Source organism: Microvirga aerophila (assembly GCF_003332305.1).
Lineage (GTDB): Bacteria > Pseudomonadota > Alphaproteobacteria > Rhizobiales > Beijerinckiaceae > Microvirga > Microvirga aerophila.
The window spans coordinates 174,999-192,444 of sequence record NZ_QOIO01000001.1; the positions used below are offsets into that span (position 1 = coordinate 174,999).

Consider the following 17,446-nt stretch of genomic DNA (forward strand, 5'->3'; position numbering starts at 1 on the left):
CTGGAGACGCCCTCGTGCTTCGAGACGGTGCTCGCGCACCTCCTCAGTATGAGGGCTGTGGAGTGATCCGCCTTTGATGAGCCAGCCTCTCAGGACGCGATGCCCTAGCCCCCGGGACTCCCCTGAACCTGAGGAGGCGGCCTGATGTCGATCGGGGGCGTCAGGGGCGGCATCGTGAACGGCGTTGCCTCACTGCCGTTTGGATCGTTCCGCTGCTGCGACTGGAGGCGCTCCGCGTCAATCCGGGCCTTTTCGGCCTCCTCCCGCTGCCGCGCCTGCCGCGCGGCCTCCTCGGCCACGGCCCTCGCCTTGCGGCGCTCCGCTTCCTGCTGGGCCTGGATCTGCCGCTGACGCTCCGCGGCCGCTCGTTCAAAGGCTTCGATCTTTTCAAGCTCGCGCCTGAGCACGATCGCCGCCAATCCGTTGCGGAACGGGCCCGCGTCGATTTCCCGGACAGGAGCCGCCAAGGACCCGCGCCAGTTCAACCCGACCGACGGAAGTGCCCCGGTCCAATCGGGCGGCGCTGTTTTGGACGACAGCATGCCACGGGTATCCAGGCTCAGGGTCTTGAGGTCATAGCCGATGGAGCCCTGCCAGGTGGCGGGCCCAGCCTCGACCACGAAGGGCGAGAGACGTAGGGCCCCGCCGACGATGGCGGCATTGGTCGTGACCGATGCCGCCGTCAGAGGCCCGCGTCCCAGCTCCGTTCCGAAGATGGCCTCGACCTTGCCCTCGGCCAGCGGATCGGTGTCGGCCAATGCGGCCTTCAGGGCCCTTTCGAAAGCTGATGGGTCCGCCGCCGGGGCGCGCAGGTTCGCAACGCGCCAATCGCCCGCCCCGCCGAAATTCCCCACCAATCCGGACAGGCTCTCGCCTGATGTTCCGAACTTCAGGGAGCCGGACAGCGTCGCGGCGAAAGGGGTCGACCCTATCAGCGCCGAGAGAGGCACATCGCGCAATGCCCCCTCCCCGACAATCGTCGCCAGAGGGCCCTGGCGGGTGATAGTCGTGGAGCCAGTCAGCTGTCCGTTACCGATAAGGGTGTCGAGATTGCGGATCGAAATACCATCCTGCACGGCCTCGACGGTAAAGCTCGTGCGGCTTCCCTGCAGGCCACGGCCGAGATCCAAGCTTGCGGCCCTGAAGAGCACCTGCCCGCCCGTCACGAGCCGTCCGGATTGGCCGAAGCGCGCGGTGGACCAGATCGCCGTTGCGGCCGGATCTCCGGGCGGTGCGTTGAGCGCGAGGCTCGTCACGAGCCAGGGCAAGGACAGCCTTTGAACCGAGACCTCGCCGGTGATATCCGAACGCGAGCGCACGGCGAGCTTTGCCTGAACGGGATTGCTGGCGATCTGGCCGGTCATGTCGAGGAGAGTCGCGTCCCGCTCGCGCCCAAGGGTCACCCGCGCCCTCACCGGCACGGGAGAGCTGACGCCGGCGCCATCGCCGAGAAGCAGCAGGAAAGGCGTGATGTCGAGGGTTGCGACCTCCACCTCGCCGCTATCCACCACATCGTCGTCCTGGCTCAAGGACAAGGGTCGGTTGGTTGTGATCACAACCCCGCCCACATCGCCCGTAACGGTGACGTTGAACAGGCCGGAGCCGACCCGTGTCCCCCGAAGGCCGATCCTGGAGGTGCGGTTCAAACCGCTGAGATTGGCCCGGTTCACCCAACGCCCCGTATTTTCGGTTGCAAGGTTCAGGTCGAGGTTTTCCGTCCGCCCGTCCACGGACTCGACGATGCCGTCGAAGGAGCCACCGGCGGCGGACCCCCGCGCAGTGGTCCGCAGGCGCAGCTGGTTCGATCCCGGAACAGGAGCGACGCGCTCGGTCGCCACGTCCAGATCAAGGGCGCCCTCGCGCACGAAGTACGGCACGAGCTTGGAAAGCCCTCCGACCCACACGCTGCCCAGAAGATCGACCAGCGGAGCGGCGCGCTGCGCCGTCACCTTGCCGGCGATCCGGCCGGAACCATCGGGGGCGATGCGGCCGCTGACCCGGGCATTGGCCCCCGCAAGATCGACGATATCGAGGGTTTCGACCAGGAGAGCCGGGCCGTCCGACAGGATGCGGGCCGAGATCCGGCCCGAGCCGGGACGATTGCCGGCGCTCACGTTGCGGGCATCGAGGATGAAGCCGACGTCGAGGTTCTCGGTCGCGTCGAAAACGCTGGAGACCTGGGGGAGCTGGTCGAGGTTGAGGTTCTGGATGCCGAGCTGCGCTTCCAGCTTGCCCCGGACGCTGGCTTCCGGCGCGGTGTAGCGCAGGTTTCCGGTCATGACCGCCTCGCCCGTCTTCAGGCGCAAGCGATTGAAGGACAGGACCGGGTTGGAGAAAGCGATGTCCGATGAGGCCTCCAGCGGCCTCCCGTCTAGAATGGCCAGGAGGGGTGAGCGGATCCCAAGACGGTCGAGATAGCGCGCGAAGCGGTCGGACGCGTTGGACGCTACGGCGAACTTGCCGTTGACGCCGCCCTGGGTGGTCAGGCCCAGCTGGCCCTCGAGGGCCACCCGGGTGTCGCCCGGGGCCATGAACTCGATCCGGTCCAGCCGGGCCCGGCCCTTGTCCAGGGACAGGCGCAAATTCGCGTTCGATAAATCTTCCTGGCCGAGCCCGATGCTGTCGAGCTTGAGATCGAGATCGACGGGCACCATCGCGGGCGGGATCGACCATTGCGCCAGGCGGGTTTTGAAGTCCTGCCCGTTGGAGGACAGGATGAAGCTGTCCGCATCGAGCCGCCGTCCTTCGAGCTTCAGCGAGATCCGGGGGTCGTTGATCCGAACGCTGCCCTGCCCGGTCATGCGCAGGCTCGCGCCTCCCTCGCCGGCCTCGAGGCTGACCGGATCGAGCACGACCGTTTCCGGGGTGGTCTTGAATTCCGTCTCGACAGTGATCGGGATGGGAATGCCCGCGGCGGCCACTTGAGCCGGGGGTCCGAACAGCACCTTGGCCTTGCCCGATAGATTCAGCCCGGCTCCGCCATCAAGCGCCAGTTTCGCGTCCACGTCGAACCGGGGATAGATGTCCCCTCCGCCCGAGAGCTTGAGCTGGACGGTCTTGTCCTGGGCCAGCTCGCCGGTGACGAGCCGGAACGGAACTCCGGCGGTCGTGCCCTCGACCCGCCAGGGGCCAATGAGCTTCTGCCCCTCGATCTGAACGTTCTCCGCGTAGGCCTGGTCGGTCCGACCGGTGGTCGGCATCTGGGTTGTCACCAGAAGCTGGGCAACGAAGAGGCTGTCGACGCCCCACTCCCGAGCCCGCCCGCTTCCCGTCAACAGATCGGGCGGGACGCGCCAGCCCCCGCTGGGCGAGACGGGAAAGCGGATATCGGCGCGGGCGATCTGGGTCTCGGTGACCCGGACCTCTCCTCGCAGCAGCGGCATCAAGTCCATTTCGGCCAGGATCTGATCGGCCGTGAGGCTAGGGGAATCCGGCGTCTTGCCGCCCAGGCGCAGCCGGTCGAGGCGAACCTTGGGAGACGGCAGGAGACGGATGCTGATGCCCCCTTCCGTCTGGGCCTCGGTGCCGGACGCGCGCGAAATCATCTGGTCGATCGTGTCGCGGTGCGCTTCCCAATCGATGAAGGGCGGCGCGGCGACGGCAACCGCCAGAATAAGGATCACGATCGATGCGATGATCGTCAGAATATCGCGCAAGAGTCCGCCTTTTCTCCGTTTTGCCGCAGGTTATTAACTCATGGACAAGGGAAACGTCAGCGCAAAGGGTTCGGTGTCCACTGTCAAAGCGCTACGATCTTGCCCGGATTCATGATGTTGTGTGGATCGAGCGCCCGTTTCAAGACGCGCATAAGGTCAAGGGCGGCGGGACCGTGCTCGATCTCAAGGTACTTCATCTTTTTCTGGCCGACCCCGTGCTCTCCGGTGCAGGTGCCTTCCATGGCGAGCGCCCGCCTCACGAGCCTGTCCACGAAGGCCTCGCAGGCGGCAATTTCCGCCGGGTTGTCCATATCCACGAGCGGCTGGACGTGGAAATTGCCGTCCCCCACATGGCCGACGATGGGGGCGATCAGGCCGATTTCCGCGATGTCGCGCTTCGTTTCCTCCACGCATTCGGCCAAGCGGGAGATCGGAACGCACACGTCTGTTGCGACCGACTGCGCTCCGGGGCGCAGGCCCCGGGCGGCCCAGTAGGAATCGTGGCGTGCCTGCCAGAGCTTCGAGCGCTCCTCCGGCTTCGTGGCCCACTCGAATGGACCTCCGCCGAATTCCGCCGCGATCTCGCCGAAGCGCTCAGCCTGCTCCTCGACGCCGGCCTCGGTGCCGTGGAATTCCACCAGCAGGAGGGGGCTCTCCGGCAAGGTGAGTTTGGAGTGGAGGTTGACAGCCCTCACCTGCACTTCATCGAGAAGCTCGATCCGCGCCATGGGAATGCCGGACTGGATGGTCATGATGACCGCGTCGCAGGCAGCCTTTACGGATGGGAACGGGCAGATCCCGGCCGAGATCGCCTCGGGGATGCCCTGAAGCTTGAGGGTGATCTCCGTGATGATCCCGAGGGTTCCCTCCGATCCCACGAAGAGCCGCGTCAGGTCATATCCGGCTGAGCTCTTGCGCGCCCGGCTCGCGGTCTTAACGATCTGGCCATCGGCCAGAACCGCCGTTAGGGACAGAACCGCATCCTTCATCGTGCCATAGCGGACCGCATTCGTGCCGGACGCCCGCGTGGCCACCATGCCGCCGATGGAGGCGTCCGCGCCGGGATCGATGGGGAAGAACAGGCCCTTGTCCCGCAAGAACTCGTTCAGCGCCTTGCGGGTCACGCCCGGCTCGACCACGCAGTCCAGATCTTCATCATGAACCGCGATGATGCGGTTCATCAGGCTCACGTCCACCGATACGCCGCCGAACGGGGCATTGATGTGCCCTTCGAGCGAGGTTCCAGTCCCGAAGGGAACCACCGGTACATCGTGCGCAGCGCACAGCTTGACGATGGCCGACACCTCCTCGGTCGTGCGGGCATAGACCACCACGTCGGGCGGCTGGTTCTTCGCCCAGGTCAGGGAATGGCCGTGTTGCTCGCGCACGGCCATGGAGGTGACGGCGCGCTCGCCGTAGCGGTTCACGAGTTCAGCCGACAAAGCCGCGATGACAGCTTCGGTCGGATTGGGACGGCTGGATGAAGGAAGGGCGTTCATGGATGTTTCAGGTTCTGATCCAGATCTTGTTTATCCCATACCTACCAGAACCATCCGGAAGGTGCATCCCGCATGAAGAGTTCGATTAATCAATCGAGCAATTTCTTCCGTATCTTACTAACGTTTCATTTGACGCCGAACTCCGTTGATCACATGATCGGGGTGAGGAGCGAGCGCTGATCATGGAGAAGAGGGTTCCGGTCTTCTTTTTTGCCCCCTTCGTATCGTCAACGATGCGGGTGGTTCCGGCTTGGATTGACCATAACGGCCACATGAACATGGCCTATTACCATGTGCTCTTCGACCGGGCCGTCGATGAAGGCTTCGGCCTTGCCGGGCTGGGACATGACTATGTGGAGGAGCGGAACGCCTCGTTCTTCGCGGCCGAAATCCACACGACCTACAAGCGTGAACTGAAAGTTCGCGACGAGGTCCGCGTCACGCTTCAGCTTGTCGACTTCGACGAGAAGCGCATCCACTACTATCTGGAAATCCGGCATGCGACGGAAGGTTGGGTCGCCGCCACCATGGAGGGACTATCCCTTCACATGGACATGGAAACCCGCAAGGTTGCGCCGTTTCCGGACGATATCGCGGCCAATCTCGCGGTCATGAAGGCAGCCCATGCGCGGCTCGCGAAACCCCAGGCGCTCGGGCGCGTGATTGGAATTCCGTCCAGAATAGCGCAGGCGGAAGCCCTGCGCGCCACCGGCACCTGCCACTAGGCCTGAAGGCCCCAAAGGAATACGAGGGCGGCCGCCGATCCGAGCGCCGTCCTCAGCCCATGGAGCCGGTTCCACTTCTTCACGAGCGCCCTTACGTCCGGACCCGCATTCGCAGGATCGATCGTCATCAGGCGCTTGTTGGTGGGCATGATCGCAAACAGCGTGACCGGCCAGTTCGCGATCATCAGACAAGCCCCGAGGAGGAACGATGAGCGGTCCACCTGCCACCAGGCCGCGAGACCGAGGAGAAACCCGATCACCGCGAGCGGCGCCTGCATGAGCGTGCCGCGCCGATAAGCCGTCTTCCACTGGACCAGCAGAGATCTGTCGTCGAGCCCGAGCCTCGCCGGCTGCTCGACGAAGTTGATATAAATCGCAGCTCCCGCGAACACCGCGGCGGCGAGGAGCGCCAAGTTTCCCCAAACCATCGCCCGCCTCCCATGAACGCAACATCATATCGATGATCGCTCAACGGGCGGCGCAGGTCAAAGCCTCAGCAGCCGATCGACCCGCGCGGGCAGGTTCCGATCCGGGCCGGGGGGCTCGGATTGGAGAAAACCCTCTGCCGGTCGATGTCCTGCCTGATCTGGTTCCGGTTGATCTGGTACTGCTCATCGCTCTTGAGCTGACGCTGTTCCCGCAGCATGGACCGGTTGAGCTCCCTCACCTGACGCTCGGAGGGGCTCGTTCGAGGCAGACGGGTCTGCGCCTCGGCAGATGCGGCAAAGCCCAGCAGAATGGCAGCCACCACCATGGCACGCATCGTAAAAATCCTTTCAGGAGCAACCCATTCTCATATGGAATGGGAAACCGGAGCATTCAACGAAGTTCCGCCTGCGGCAGGATCGTCATGAATCCGGTCTCGACGCCGTTCGCCTTTTGATCCATGGTCGCGCCGATGAATCAGCCTGACACCAGACCCGAAAAGCCGGACGATCTCGCCCACGAACCAGCCTCCGGCTCCTTGAGCGCCCGCGCCCGTGCGGCGGTTGCGCCGCAATTGCCGTACCTGTCGGGCCTGAACCCGGAGCAGCGCGCCGCCGTGGAAGCCACGGAAGGCCCCGTTCTGGTGCTTGCAGGCGCTGGCACCGGAAAGACCCGGGTGCTGACCACGCGCATCGCACACCTGATTGCCACGGGGCGGGCCCAGCCCCACCAGATCCTGGCCGTGACCTTCACCAACAAGGCCGCGCGGGAAATGCGCGAGCGCGTGACCTCCGTCATCGGCCCGGTAGCCGAGGGCATGCAATGGCTCGGCACCTTCCACTCCATCGGCACCAAGATCCTCCGCCGTCATGCGGAGCTGGTGGGGCTGCGGTCGGATTTCACCATCCTGGGCACCGACGACCAGCTTCGGCTGATGAAGCAGGTGATCGAGGCGGAGGGCATCGACGAGAAGCGCTGGCCAGCCCGGCAGCTCGCCTCCCTGATCGACGGCTGGAAGAACCGGGGCCTTGGCCCCAACCAGATCCCGGCCGGGGAAGCCGGCGCCTTCGCCAGCGGCCGGGGCGGCAAGCTCTATACGGCCTATCAGGACCGGCTGAAGACTCTGAATGCGGTGGATTTCGGCGATCTGCTGCTCGAATGCCTGCGCCTCTGGCGCGAGCATCCGGACATCCTGGAGCAATACCAGAACCGCTTCCGCTACATGCTGGTGGACGAGTACCAGGACACCAACGTGGCCCAGTATCTCTGGCTGCGCCTCCTGGCCCAGGCACGCAAGAACCTCTGCTGCGTGGGCGACGACGACCAATCCATCTATGGCTGGCGCGGCGCGGAGGTGGACAACATCCTGCGCTTCGAGCACGACTTCTCGGGCGCGGTCGTGATCCGGCTGGAGCGCAACTACCGCTCCACCGCTCACATCCTGTCGGCTGCCTCCGTTCTCATTTCCAAGAACCAGAGCCGTCTCGGCAAGACCCTGCGCACGGAAGACGAGCCGGGCGAGAAGGTGACGATCACCGGCGCCTGGGATTCGGAGGACGAGGCGCGCCTGATCGGTGAGGAGATCGAGGCTCTTCACGCCAAGAAGCACTCCCTGGCCGAAATCGCCATTCTGGTGCGCATCTCGGCCCAGATGCGCGAGATCGAAGACCGGCTCGTGACCCTGGGCGTGCCCTACCGCGTCATCGGCGGTCCGCGCTTCTACGAGCGAGCGGAAATTCGCGATGCGCTGGCGTATCTTCGCGTCGTGAATCAGCCGGCCGACGATCTCGCCTTCGAGCGCATCGTCAATGTGCCCAAGCGCGGTCTCGGCGATGCCACGATCCAGGTGCTGCACAACCATGCCCGCGCCGCTCGCGTGCCCCTGGTGGAGGCCGCCCGCTTCATCGTCGAGACCGACGAGCTGAAGCCGAAGCCGCGTTCGACCCTGCGTGATCTTCTCACCTCGTTCGGGCGCTGGTCCAAGCTGTCGGAGACCATGACGCAGTCGGAGGTCGCGCAAACGGTGCTGGAGGAATCCGGCTACACCGACATGTGGCAGAAGGACAAATCGGCGGACGCGGCGGGACGCCTCGAAAACCTCAAGGAGCTCGTGCGCTCTATGGAGGAATTCCCGGACCTGCAAAGCTTCCTCGAGCACGTCTCATTGGTCATGGAGGCCAACGAGAGCGACACCACCGAGCGGGTGAGCCTGATGACGCTCCACGCCGCCAAGGGGCTGGAATTCGACACGGTCTTCCTGCCCGGCTGGGAGGAAGGCCTGTTCCCGAACCAACGCGCCCTGGACGAGAGCGGCCGCGCAGGCCTCGAAGAGGAACGCCGCCTCGCCCATGTGGGCCTGACCCGCGCCAGACGTCGGGCAAAGATCTTTTTCGCCTCCAACCGGCGCATCCATGGCCTGTGGAACTCGACAATCCCAAGCCGCTTCGTCGATGATCTGCCCGAGGCCGATGTGGAAGTCGTCGAGGCTCCGGCGAACTTCTCCTATGGCGGCACGTCCCGCTTCGACCGCATGGCTCCCTTCAGCGGATCGTCCTATCAGACTCCAGGCTGGCAGCGCGCCCAAGCCCACCGCTCGACAACCGACGACGGAGGCTATTCCGCCCGCCGCTCCGGCGACCGCCGCGGGCCGATGATGATCGAGGGAGAGCTTGTGGCGAAATCCACCGGCGCGGCCTCAAGCTTCAAGGCCGGCGGCCGCGTGCTTCACTCCAAATTCGGCCCTGGGACGATCGAGGCGGTGGACGGCAACAAGCTCACGGTCGAGTTCGACAAGGCCGGTCGCAAGATGGTGCTCGACAGCTTCGTCGATGCGATGGGGTAGCCCCAAGTCCTTACAGTCGATAACAAATTTTAGATCATACATCTGTCAGTGACAGCTCAATCAAGTGACCGAATGACTTGGTATCCGCACGGTTTAAGATCGCATCTGATGTGTGTTTTCGCTGTAGCTCTCGCTGGATCTTCAATACCGGCGCTCGCTCAAAGTACATCGATGGAAGGCCGCATACGCGCTTTCGAATGCGGGGATAACTGCTATCTGACCATCGTCGACTCCCGGAACAAAGAGCATACCGGGCTGTGTACTGCGCCAGAATGCAGACCATGGAATGAAGAGGTCTCAATGCCTTCGCGCTATCGGGGCAAGCGCGTATCCGTGACTCTGGGAACGGGGATCCAACGTGACGCTGAAGGCACCGAAATGGGAAGGATGACAGCCTTCAAGAAGATCAGGTTCCTGGATTAGATACAGGTTCGACGATCCTACCCTGAAATACCTTTCGGCAACTGGGATCTCCCTGAGCGAACAGCTTGGCTTCGTTCCGTGTCCCGTGCTTGGCTCAGCGGCTTGGTGGACGCTTCGGGCGGTCAGATGCAGCGCATCACTCTCGAGGTTTGCCTTGAGAGCGATGCGCGAAGACAAGTCTGTCACATTACTCCGCAGCCGCAGGCGGCACCGGCATCGGCGGGGTGCCGTACATCCGTGGATCGACCGGCTTCAGCAGGCCTTCGTCCTCCGTGTAGGCCGGGGGACGGTCCACATAGGTGAACGTGCCCTTTCCATCCGGAGACGGTCCTTGCGACCAGCGTCCCTGGGCGCTTTCGGTGCCTTCGGAATGGTTGAGGAACTGGTAGGCGACTTCGGATTTCTCGAGGTTCTGCGGGAAGTTCGACGGGCACGGGGACATCTCGAGCCCATCCTCCTCGAGTTCCCGGATGGCGGCGAGCCACTGGTTCTGGTGCATGGTATCGCGGGCGATCAGGAAGGCGAGCATGTCCCGCACGCCTGTATCGTTCGTCATGTTGTAGAGGCGGCAGACCTGGAGGCGCCCCTGGCTCTCGGCCGTCAGGTTGAACCGGAAGTCGGCCAGAAGGTTGCCGCTGGCGGTCATGAAGCCTGCATTCCACAGGTTGCCCGAGCTGTCGACCGGACGGGGACCGGACCCTGCCACGATGACGTGCTGCGGGTTCATGCCGGACATGATGGCATCCTCGATGCGAGCGCCACCCATGATGGCTCCCACGAGCGAGTTCTGGGCCGCGTCCTCCTGGGTCTCCACTGGCGAGGTTTCGAGGAGGCGCGCGATCATGGTCGCCAGCATCTCCACGTGACCGATTTCCTCGGTGCCGATGTCGAGAAGCATGTCGCGGTATTTCTGCGGACCCCGACAGCTCCAGCCTTGGAACAGGTAGGTCATCATCACGCTGATCTCGCCCCACTGGCCGCCGAGGGGTTCCTGCAGCATCTTGGCGAAGATCGGGTCTGGCTTCTCGGGCTTGGCGTGATAAGCCATCTGCCGTTGACGGAAGAACATCGGCTACTCCTGTGATTTCGGATGTGAAGACTCAGCCCCGCCAGAGTCAGGCTTCCAACCAAGGCATGCCGCCGTTGTTCCCAATTTGGGTCCGGATTCCGGCACTTTAGACTTGTTCTGACCTGCAGATGCCTCTAGTCACCTGTGCGCAACTGTGGAACGATCCCGCCCCCCGTTCACAACCTGAGAGGCCCCCATGTTCCCCCTGTCCCATATGCTGAAATCATTCGTGCGCACGGGCACGTTGAAGGTCATCGATGCGGAAGGCAGGGTGCATGTCTTCGCCGGCGCGCCTGGCCCGACAGTCACCATGCGGCTCACGGATCGTTCGCTCTATCACAAGCTTGTCCTCAATCCGGAGCTTCACGCGGGCGAAGCCTACATGGACGGGCGCATCAACTTTGAGGACGGCTCGACCGTTCGCGATTTCCTGACGCTGTTTTCCCTCAATCGCTCATCGCTCGCCAACTATCCGTTGCAGAGCGTGCTCAAGCGCATCTCGCGCGGCGTAAAGCGATTCCAGCAGGCCAACCCTGTCGGCAAGGCCCAAGCGAACGTGGCGCATCACTACGATCTCGGGAATGATTTCTACAAGCTCTTCCTCGACAAGGGCATGCAGTATTCCTGCGCTTATTTCCTCAACGACGACGAGACACTGGAAGAGGCGCAGCAGAACAAGCTTCGTCTCATCGCATCGAAGCTGCGGCTCAAGCCTGGCTTGAAGGTGCTCGACATCGGCAGCGGCTGGGGCGATCTCGCGCTCTACCTCGCGGCCATGGAAGATGTGGACGTGACCGGCGTGACCCTGTCGAAGGAGCAGCATGCGCTCTCCAACGAAAAGGCCCGTCGTGCAGGGTTGTCGCACCGCGTGCGCTTCGAATTGCGCGACTATCGCGAGGTCGACACGCGCTTCGACCGCATCGTGTCAGTCGGCATGTTCGAGCATGTGGGTGTGCACCATTACGGCGAGTTCTTCGCCAAGATCAACGCGCTGCTCGACGATGACGGTGTGATGCTTCTCCACTCCATCGGCAAGATGAGCCCGCCCGGCACCGCAAGTCCGTGGCTGCGCAAATACATCTTCCCCGGCGCATACTCCCCTGCTCTGTCCGAGGTGTTTCCGGTCGTCGAACAGGCGCAGCTATGGGTTACGGATCTCGAGTTCCTGCGCCTGCACTACGCCAAGACCCTGAACCATTGGCACCAGCGCTTCGAGGCGAACCGCGCAAAGATCGCAGAGATGTACGACGAGCGCTTCTGCCGGATGTTCGAGTTCTACCTGATCAGCGCTGAAACCATGTTCCGGACCGGCAGCCAGCTCGTGTTCCACATGCAGCTTGCCCGCAAGCGCGACAATGCGCCGATCGTCCGCGATTACATCACGGACGTTCAGCGTGAGTACAAGGAGAAGGAAGCCGAGCGGTTGAAGGTGCTGAAGGGCGCCGAGCTGGCGCCCGCGTAGGAGCCTTTGTGAGTGAGGTGGCCTCACTCACAAACTGGAAACCCGAGCGTCTTAGAGACGGCGCTCGCCGGCCAATGTTCGCGACGTGATTGTCGGGTCGACTGCGCCGGAACGTCCGCCGAACCAGCCTGCGATGGCGCCGAGGATCAGGCTGACCGCGCCTAGAAGCGCCGCCGTCGAGATGCCCTTGGCGGCCGCATCCGCCGCCTGCTTGGCCTGTTCGACGCCTTGCCGGTATTGCTGCTCGTATTGGGCGACTCGATTGCGCGCCTCCTCCGGCGGAATATTCTGCGCGCGCGCAAGTGCATCGACCGCGCGGTCTCGGGCCTGTTGAGCTTGGGCCTGATCGCCGGTGAGGGCTGCCCGCAGGCTTGAGATTGCCGTGTCCCGAAGCTGAGCCGGATCGGTGCCGCCGGTGCTTGCGCGCACTTGCTGCTCAATGGAGCTGAACGCATCCGGGTTTTGCGCGAGAGCCGGCGCAGCTGTCTGCACTGCCGTTCGGCCCAAGCCGCCGACTGTGCTGGAGATGGTACTGTAAACGCCGCCGAGCAGACTCCCGAGAGTGGAGGTCAGCAGATAAAAGATCACGAGGGTCGTGGCCGCCCATGCGATTAAGCCATGGAAGCTTGCGGTCGATTCCTTCGGGCGCCCCGAAAGCCGTCCGGCCACATAGCCTCCGGCAAAGGACGCGATGATGCCCGAGACGGTCCACCAGATCCCGGCCGCGATCGAGAATGTCGAAGCCTGAGGATTGTCACCGGTGACCGGATCGAGGGTTGCCACGCCAACGCCGATGCCCAGCATGTTCAGGATCAGCTGGGTGACCAAAGCGGTAACCACGCCAGCCAGCACGGCACCCCAGGCGATACGGTTCAGCATGATAGTCCGCGCATCCTCGGCCGGAGTCACCGGAGACATGTGCGGGGCATCCCGGTCTCCAAGATTGCGCGGGGTCGTGGGACGATCCGTCATCGCCGCCTCCATAGTTGTTGGTCGGCTCTCGTTCCCGGAATGGGCTTATATCCCCGTCAACAGGACGGCTGGTACATCGTTCCTCGCCTGTGGCATTAACACGCGAGGAACGATGCAGCTCCCCGTCAGGTCACGGTCTCATAATCCTTGTTCTTCAGGCCATCATGGGAGTGGCGCACCGGAAGCGTGCCTTCTGGCTGCTTCTTGAAGAACGAATCCGCCTTGGCGCCCATAGGGCCCTTCGAGATCGTGATGCCGCCATCCACCGCGTAAAGCGCGCCGGTCACGAAGCTCGCCTCGTCCGAGGCCAGGAAGCAGAACACGTTCGCGACTTCCTCTGGGGTGCCGCGCCGTCCCATGGGCGTGGCCTGCGTGATCATCGAGGCCAGTTCGCTATCCATCGGGCCGGTTGACTTGTGGGTCCAGGCGGTGTCGATCGGGCCGGGACACACGCAGTTGGCGCGAACGCCGTAGGCCGCCTGCTCTCCTGCGATTCCTCGGATAAACGAGTGGATGAAAGCTTTGGTGCCGCCATACATGGCGTTCTTCGGGTGGCCGATGATGCCGGCCTCCGAGCCCGTGGCGACGATGTTGCCATGGGTCTTTTGCAAGTACGGCAAGGCGAACTTGGTCATGAGAAAAACGGAGCGGACGTTGGCCCGCAGGGTCTCGTCGAACTTGTCGATGGGATAGTCCTGGGTTTCGGCTACAGCCAGGAACACCCCCGCATTGTTGATCAGAACGTCGATCCGCCCATAGGCGCTGACGCAGGCCTCCACGGCGGACTCGGCGTGGCGCTCCTCGGCGATGTCGCCGAGATAAACCTCGGCAAAGCCGCCGGCTCCGTTGATGAGCCGAGCCACATCCTCCACCGGATCGTCCGGCAGGCCCACGAGGAGAAGGCGCGCGCCCTCCTTGGCGAATTTTAGCGCGATGGCTTCGCCGATGCCGGTACCAGCCCCGGTCACGATGGCGACTTTGTCGAAGAGACGGCCAGGCATGTGAACTTCCTCCCGGTTTCGTCCCTGGGATGGGGCGGCGCTTGGGGGATAGGTTCACAACGGAGCCTGCAATGGCGCAGTTCCATGCCCTGATTGGCTTTACGAACGGCGCACGCGACAGGTGACCGGCAGCACGATGAATGGTAAGCGGAGGCCATGCTTGAAGGACTGCACCCCAACCGCCCGACCCACGTGTTCCGCATCACCACCGATGAACGGTCCGCGCGCGCCATGACCGAGCTGATCGGCGAGATCTTCGATCCCGCAGAGACGGCTGTGGCTGCTTTCGAGACGGAGGAGGACGGGCCCTGGCTGCTGGAGGCCTATTTCGCCCGCGAGCCGGACGAAGCCGCCATCCGGAACCTCGTGAGGCCCGTCGTCGGCCAGGAGGCCGACAAGGGAGTGTTTCTCCCCCTGGAGCAGCAGGATTGGGTGAAGGCTTCCCTTGAGGGACTGAACCCAGTCCGAGCCGGACGAGTGCTCGTCCATGGCTCCCACGACCGGGATCAGGTACGGCCCAACGACGTGGCCATTGAGATCGAGGCCGCGCTGGCTTTCGGAACAGGCCATCACGGCACTACCAAGGGCTGCCTTCTGGCCTTCGTGGACGAGTTGAAGATGCGCACGCCCCGTCACGTGCTCGATGTCGGCACGGGAACGGGCATTCTGGCTTTTGCCGCGGCGAAGATTCTGAAGCGGCCCATCGTGGCGGGCGATATCGATCCGGAAGCGGTGCGCGTGGCCCGGGAGAACGCGAGGCTCAACGGGATCGGGTCGTTCATGAAGCTCTATGTCGGGCCCGGCGTCCGGCACGAGCTGGCGGACCGACCCGAGCATTTCGACCTGGTCTTCGCCAATATTCTGGCCAAGCCCCTGCGGATCCTGGCGCCGTCCCTGTCCCGGGTCGCAACCCGCGACGGGACGCTGATCCTGTCAGGGCTTCTGATCAAGGATGTGGCAGGCGTGCTCTCCGCCTATGCGGCGCAGGGCTGGCAGCTCCAGCGGCGTTACGACCTGGAAGGATGGGTCGCGCTGGTGCTGAAGCGAGGCGGCGCGCATCGGCGGCCCCGCCGGTGGTTCTACTAGTCGTTTCTTACTCGAAGCGGGCCTGCGGGTAGCGCTTGGCCAGGGTCTCGCGGAGCTCGACGGCGTCACGATAGATGTCGCGGACGGCCTTGAGGATGGTGACGATGATCATGGTATTTTCCTTAAGTTAGAACCAGTACCGAGGAACATCTGTTAGCCTGTCGGCCACGCGACGCCCCACGTCCCTATTTAATCTTGTTACATGCAAGATAAGTGCTCCTGACCTGTTGTGTCAGAGGTGCGCAAGCATGCGATCCATGCCCGCTATGCATGGCACCGAGAATGAACGCCAAACCCTAGGCATCCGCTGCATAGGGCGCAGGCAGTCCGCCTCCTGGCGCGGCAGATCAAAAATCCTGTCCGTTGCAGTTGCGGCTTAGGTCGCGCGGCCCTAGCGTGGCGCGCCCATCACTGATCCGGTTCTTAATCCAAATGGCCCGTTTCCAGAGCTTCGACGATTCCACTTCTCCGTCCCAAGGCCCCCAACGCATTGCCAAGCTGCGCGACGAACTCGCGCGCCGCGGCTATGACGGCTTTATTGTTCCCCGCGCCGACGAGCACCAGGGGGAGTACGTGCCGAAATGCGCGGAGCGCCTTGCGTGGCTGACGGGCTTCACGGGATCCGCCGGCACAGCTGTCATCTTCCGGAACGAAGCTGCCCTCGTGGTCGATGGGCGCTACACGGTGCAGGCCGCCGAACAGGTGGATACCTCGGTCATCTCGCCGGTTCAGATGGCCGAAACATCCGCTGAGGACTGGATTTCCACCCATCTGCCGAGCGGCGGCGTGCTCGCCTACGATCCCTGGCTCCACACCGCCGACAGCGTGAAGCGTCTCGAGCAGGCAGTTTCCCGCGCGGGCGGAGCCCTTACGCCGGTCGATATCAATCTTGTGGACGTGATCTGGATCGACCGCCCCCTCCCGCCTCAGGCCCCGGTTCGACCTCACCCCCTCGATTATGCGGGCGAGTCCGCGGTCTCAAAGCTGGAGCGGATCCGCAAGAAGATGGCCGACGCGAAGGTGGACGCCCTCGTGGTGTCCGATCCGCACAACTTCGCCTGGGCGTTCAACCTCCGCGGCGGCGATGTCGGGCACACCCCCCTGCCCCTGGGCTATGCGATCATTCCCCGCGAGGGCCGCGCGAAGCTGTTCTTCGATCCGGCCAAGATCACCAACGAGGCCGGAGCAGCGGTAGGCGATCTTGCGGAGTTCGTTCCCATCAACGGCTTTCAAGGGGCCCTCGACGATCTTGGACAGAGGGGCGGCAAGGTCCGGGTCGACTCCGCCACCGGAGCGGTCGCGCTGATCAGGCGCGTCGAGGCGGCGGGCGGCGCGGTAGATGTGGGAGCCGACCCGATTTCTCTCATGAAGGCGGTCAAGAACGAGGCCGAGATCGCCGGATCGCGCACGGCCCACCGGCGCGACGGCGTGGCGGTTGCGCGCTTCCTCGCCTGGCTCGACCGAGAGGCGCCGAAGGGCGCCCTGACCGAAATCGACGCCGTCGAGGCCCTGGAGGCCTTCCGGATCGAGACAGGGGCGCTCAAGAATATTTCGTTCCCGAGCATCTCGGGCGCGGGGCCCAACGCCGCCCTGCCCCATTACCGGGTCACGAGCTCCAGCAACCGGCCTATCAAGCGCAACCAGATCTTCCTGATCGATTCCGGTGCGCAATACGAGGACGGCACCACCGACATCACCCGCACCGTCGTGGTGGGCGAGCCCAGTGCGGAGATGAAGGACCGATTCACCCGCGTCCTCAAGGGTCATATCGCCATCGCCCAGGTGGTTTTCCCGAAGGGCACGACCGGGGCACAGATCGACAGCTTCGCCCGCAAGCCCCTTTGGGAGGCCGGCCTCGATTTCGATCATGGCACCGGCCACGGGATCGGCAGCTACCTGTCCGTGCACGAGGGACCGCAGCGTATCGCCAAGACCGGAACAACACCGCTTGAGATCGGCATGATGCTCTCCAACGAGCCGGGCTTCTATAAGCCGGGCGCTTACGGCATCCGCATCGAAAACCTGGTTCTGGTCGAGCCTCGCCAGATCCTCGGCGGCGACCGGGAGATGTTCGGCTTCGAGACCCTGACCTTCTCGCCCATCGACCTGCGCCTCGTGGACACGTCCATCATGACGCAGGACGAGATTGCTTGGCTCAACGCCTATCACGCGCAGGTTCGCGACAAGCTTGCGTCGAAGCTCGATGCTGAGACAAAGGCGTGGCTCGAGGAAGCGACGCGGCCAGTCGGTTAGCGCCAGCTGTCATTCCGGGGCCGCGTCAGCGG

12 protein-coding genes are annotated in these 17,446 nt (G+C 63.8%); 5 read left to right on the top strand and 7 right to left on the bottom strand.

What is annotated here, in order from left to right; translation table 11 throughout:
- Positions 1-104: 104 nt before the first annotated feature.
- Entirely contained in the window at positions 105-3,656 is a 3,552-nt protein-coding gene (locus DRB19_RS00845; RefSeq protein ID WP_114184121.1) for an AsmA family protein, read from the bottom strand.
- Between the two features lie 83 nt (positions 3,657-3,739).
- The gene (locus tag DRB19_RS00850; RefSeq protein ID WP_114184122.1) at positions 3,740-5,155 is read right to left on the bottom strand and encodes an FAD-binding oxidoreductase; all 1,416 of its coding nucleotides are present in this window, start codon (positions 5,153-5,155) and stop codon (positions 3,740-3,742) included.
- 182 nt (positions 5,156-5,337) lie between these two features.
- Here DRB19_RS00850 and DRB19_RS00855 point away from each other — a divergent pair, with 182 nt between their 5' ends.
- Entirely contained in the window at positions 5,338-5,880 is a 543-nt protein-coding gene (locus DRB19_RS00855) for a thioesterase family protein (RefSeq protein WP_114184123.1), read from the top strand.
- On the opposite strand, the gene DRB19_RS00860 is transcribed toward DRB19_RS00855, so the two are convergent.
- Positions 5,877-6,308 carry an anthrone oxygenase family protein gene (locus tag DRB19_RS00860; RefSeq protein ID WP_114184124.1) on the bottom strand — a complete coding sequence of 144 codons (432 nt, stop codon included), beginning with the start codon at positions 6,306-6,308 and terminating at the stop codon, positions 5,877-5,879. The two genes, DRB19_RS00855 and DRB19_RS00860, sit on opposite strands and share 4 nt — an antisense overlap.
- A 65-nt stretch (positions 6,309-6,373) precedes the next feature.
- The gene (locus DRB19_RS00865; protein ID WP_114184125.1) at positions 6,374-6,643 is read right to left on the bottom strand and encodes a hypothetical protein; all 270 of its coding nucleotides are present in this window, start codon (positions 6,641-6,643) and stop codon (positions 6,374-6,376) included.
- A 135-nt stretch (positions 6,644-6,778) separates the two neighbouring features.
- On the opposite strand from DRB19_RS00865, the gene DRB19_RS00870 reads away from it, so the two are divergent.
- Entirely contained in the window at positions 6,779-9,148 is a 2,370-nt protein-coding gene (locus DRB19_RS00870) for an ATP-dependent helicase (protein WP_114184210.1), read from the top strand.
- Positions 9,149-9,758: 610 nt separating this feature from the next.
- On the opposite strand, the gene DRB19_RS00880 is transcribed toward DRB19_RS00870, so the two are convergent.
- Positions 9,759-10,640, bottom strand: coding sequence for a manganese catalase (locus tag DRB19_RS00880; RefSeq protein WP_114184127.1), 882 nt, complete (start codon positions 10,638-10,640; stop codon positions 9,759-9,761).
- Between the two features lie 196 nt (positions 10,641-10,836).
- Here DRB19_RS00880 and DRB19_RS00885 point away from each other — a divergent pair, with 196 nt between their 5' ends.
- Complete coding sequence (locus DRB19_RS00885) at positions 10,837-12,102, top strand: SAM-dependent methyltransferase (protein ID WP_114184128.1); 1,266 nt, start codon at positions 10,837-10,839, stop codon at positions 12,100-12,102.
- Positions 12,103-12,153: 51 nt separating this feature from the next.
- On the opposite strand, the gene DRB19_RS00890 is transcribed toward DRB19_RS00885, so the two are convergent.
- Positions 12,154-13,074, bottom strand: coding sequence for a PhnA-like protein (locus tag DRB19_RS00890; protein WP_114184211.1), 921 nt, complete (start codon positions 13,072-13,074; stop codon positions 12,154-12,156).
- A gap of 125 nt (positions 13,075-13,199) precedes the next feature.
- Entirely contained in the window at positions 13,200-14,075 is an 876-nt protein-coding gene (locus DRB19_RS00895) for an SDR family NAD(P)-dependent oxidoreductase (RefSeq protein ID WP_114184129.1), read from the bottom strand.
- Positions 14,076-14,231: 156 nt separating this feature from the next.
- Here DRB19_RS00895 and DRB19_RS00900 point away from each other — a divergent pair, with 156 nt between their 5' ends.
- Together DRB19_RS00900 and DRB19_RS00905 are read left to right on the top strand one after the other, a co-directional pair.
- The gene (locus DRB19_RS00900) at positions 14,232-15,161 is read left to right on the top strand and encodes a 50S ribosomal protein L11 methyltransferase (RefSeq protein ID WP_114184130.1); all 930 of its coding nucleotides are present in this window, start codon (positions 14,232-14,234) and stop codon (positions 15,159-15,161) included.
- 432 nt (positions 15,162-15,593) lie between these two features.
- Positions 15,594-17,414 carry an aminopeptidase P family protein gene (locus tag DRB19_RS00905; protein WP_114184131.1) on the top strand — a complete coding sequence of 607 codons (1,821 nt, stop codon included), beginning with the start codon at positions 15,594-15,596 and terminating at the stop codon, positions 17,412-17,414.
- The last annotated feature ends 32 nt before the right edge of the window (positions 17,415-17,446 follow it).

Coding starts and splice junctions, on each gene's coding strand:
- DRB19_RS00890 (WP_114184211.1), bottom strand. CDS start 13,074: ATGACGGATCGTCCCACGACCCCGCGCAATCTTGGAGACCGGGATGCC.
- DRB19_RS00905 (WP_114184131.1), top strand. CDS start 15,594: ATGGCCCGTTTCCAGAGCTTCGACGATTCCACTTCTCCGTCCCAAGGC.
- DRB19_RS00850 (WP_114184122.1), bottom strand. CDS start 5,155: ATGAACGCCCTTCCTTCATCCAGCCGTCCCAATCCGACCGAAGCTGTC.
- DRB19_RS00895 (WP_114184129.1), bottom strand. CDS start 14,075: ATGCCTGGCCGTCTCTTCGACAAAGTCGCCATCGTGACCGGGGCTGGT.
- DRB19_RS00865 (WP_114184125.1), bottom strand. CDS start 6,643: ATGCGTGCCATGGTGGTGGCTGCCATTCTGCTGGGCTTTGCCGCATCT.
- DRB19_RS00870 (WP_114184210.1), top strand. CDS start 6,779: ATGAATCAGCCTGACACCAGACCCGAAAAGCCGGACGATCTCGCCCAC.
- DRB19_RS00885 (WP_114184128.1), top strand. CDS start 10,837: ATGTTCCCCCTGTCCCATATGCTGAAATCATTCGTGCGCACGGGCACG.
- DRB19_RS00855 (WP_114184123.1), top strand. CDS start 5,338: ATGGAGAAGAGGGTTCCGGTCTTCTTTTTTGCCCCCTTCGTATCGTCA.
- DRB19_RS00900 (WP_114184130.1), top strand. CDS start 14,232: ATGCTTGAAGGACTGCACCCCAACCGCCCGACCCACGTGTTCCGCATC.
- DRB19_RS00880 (WP_114184127.1), bottom strand. CDS start 10,640: ATGTTCTTCCGTCAACGGCAGATGGCTTATCACGCCAAGCCCGAGAAG.
- DRB19_RS00860 (WP_114184124.1), bottom strand. CDS start 6,308: ATGGTTTGGGGAAACTTGGCGCTCCTCGCCGCCGCGGTGTTCGCGGGA.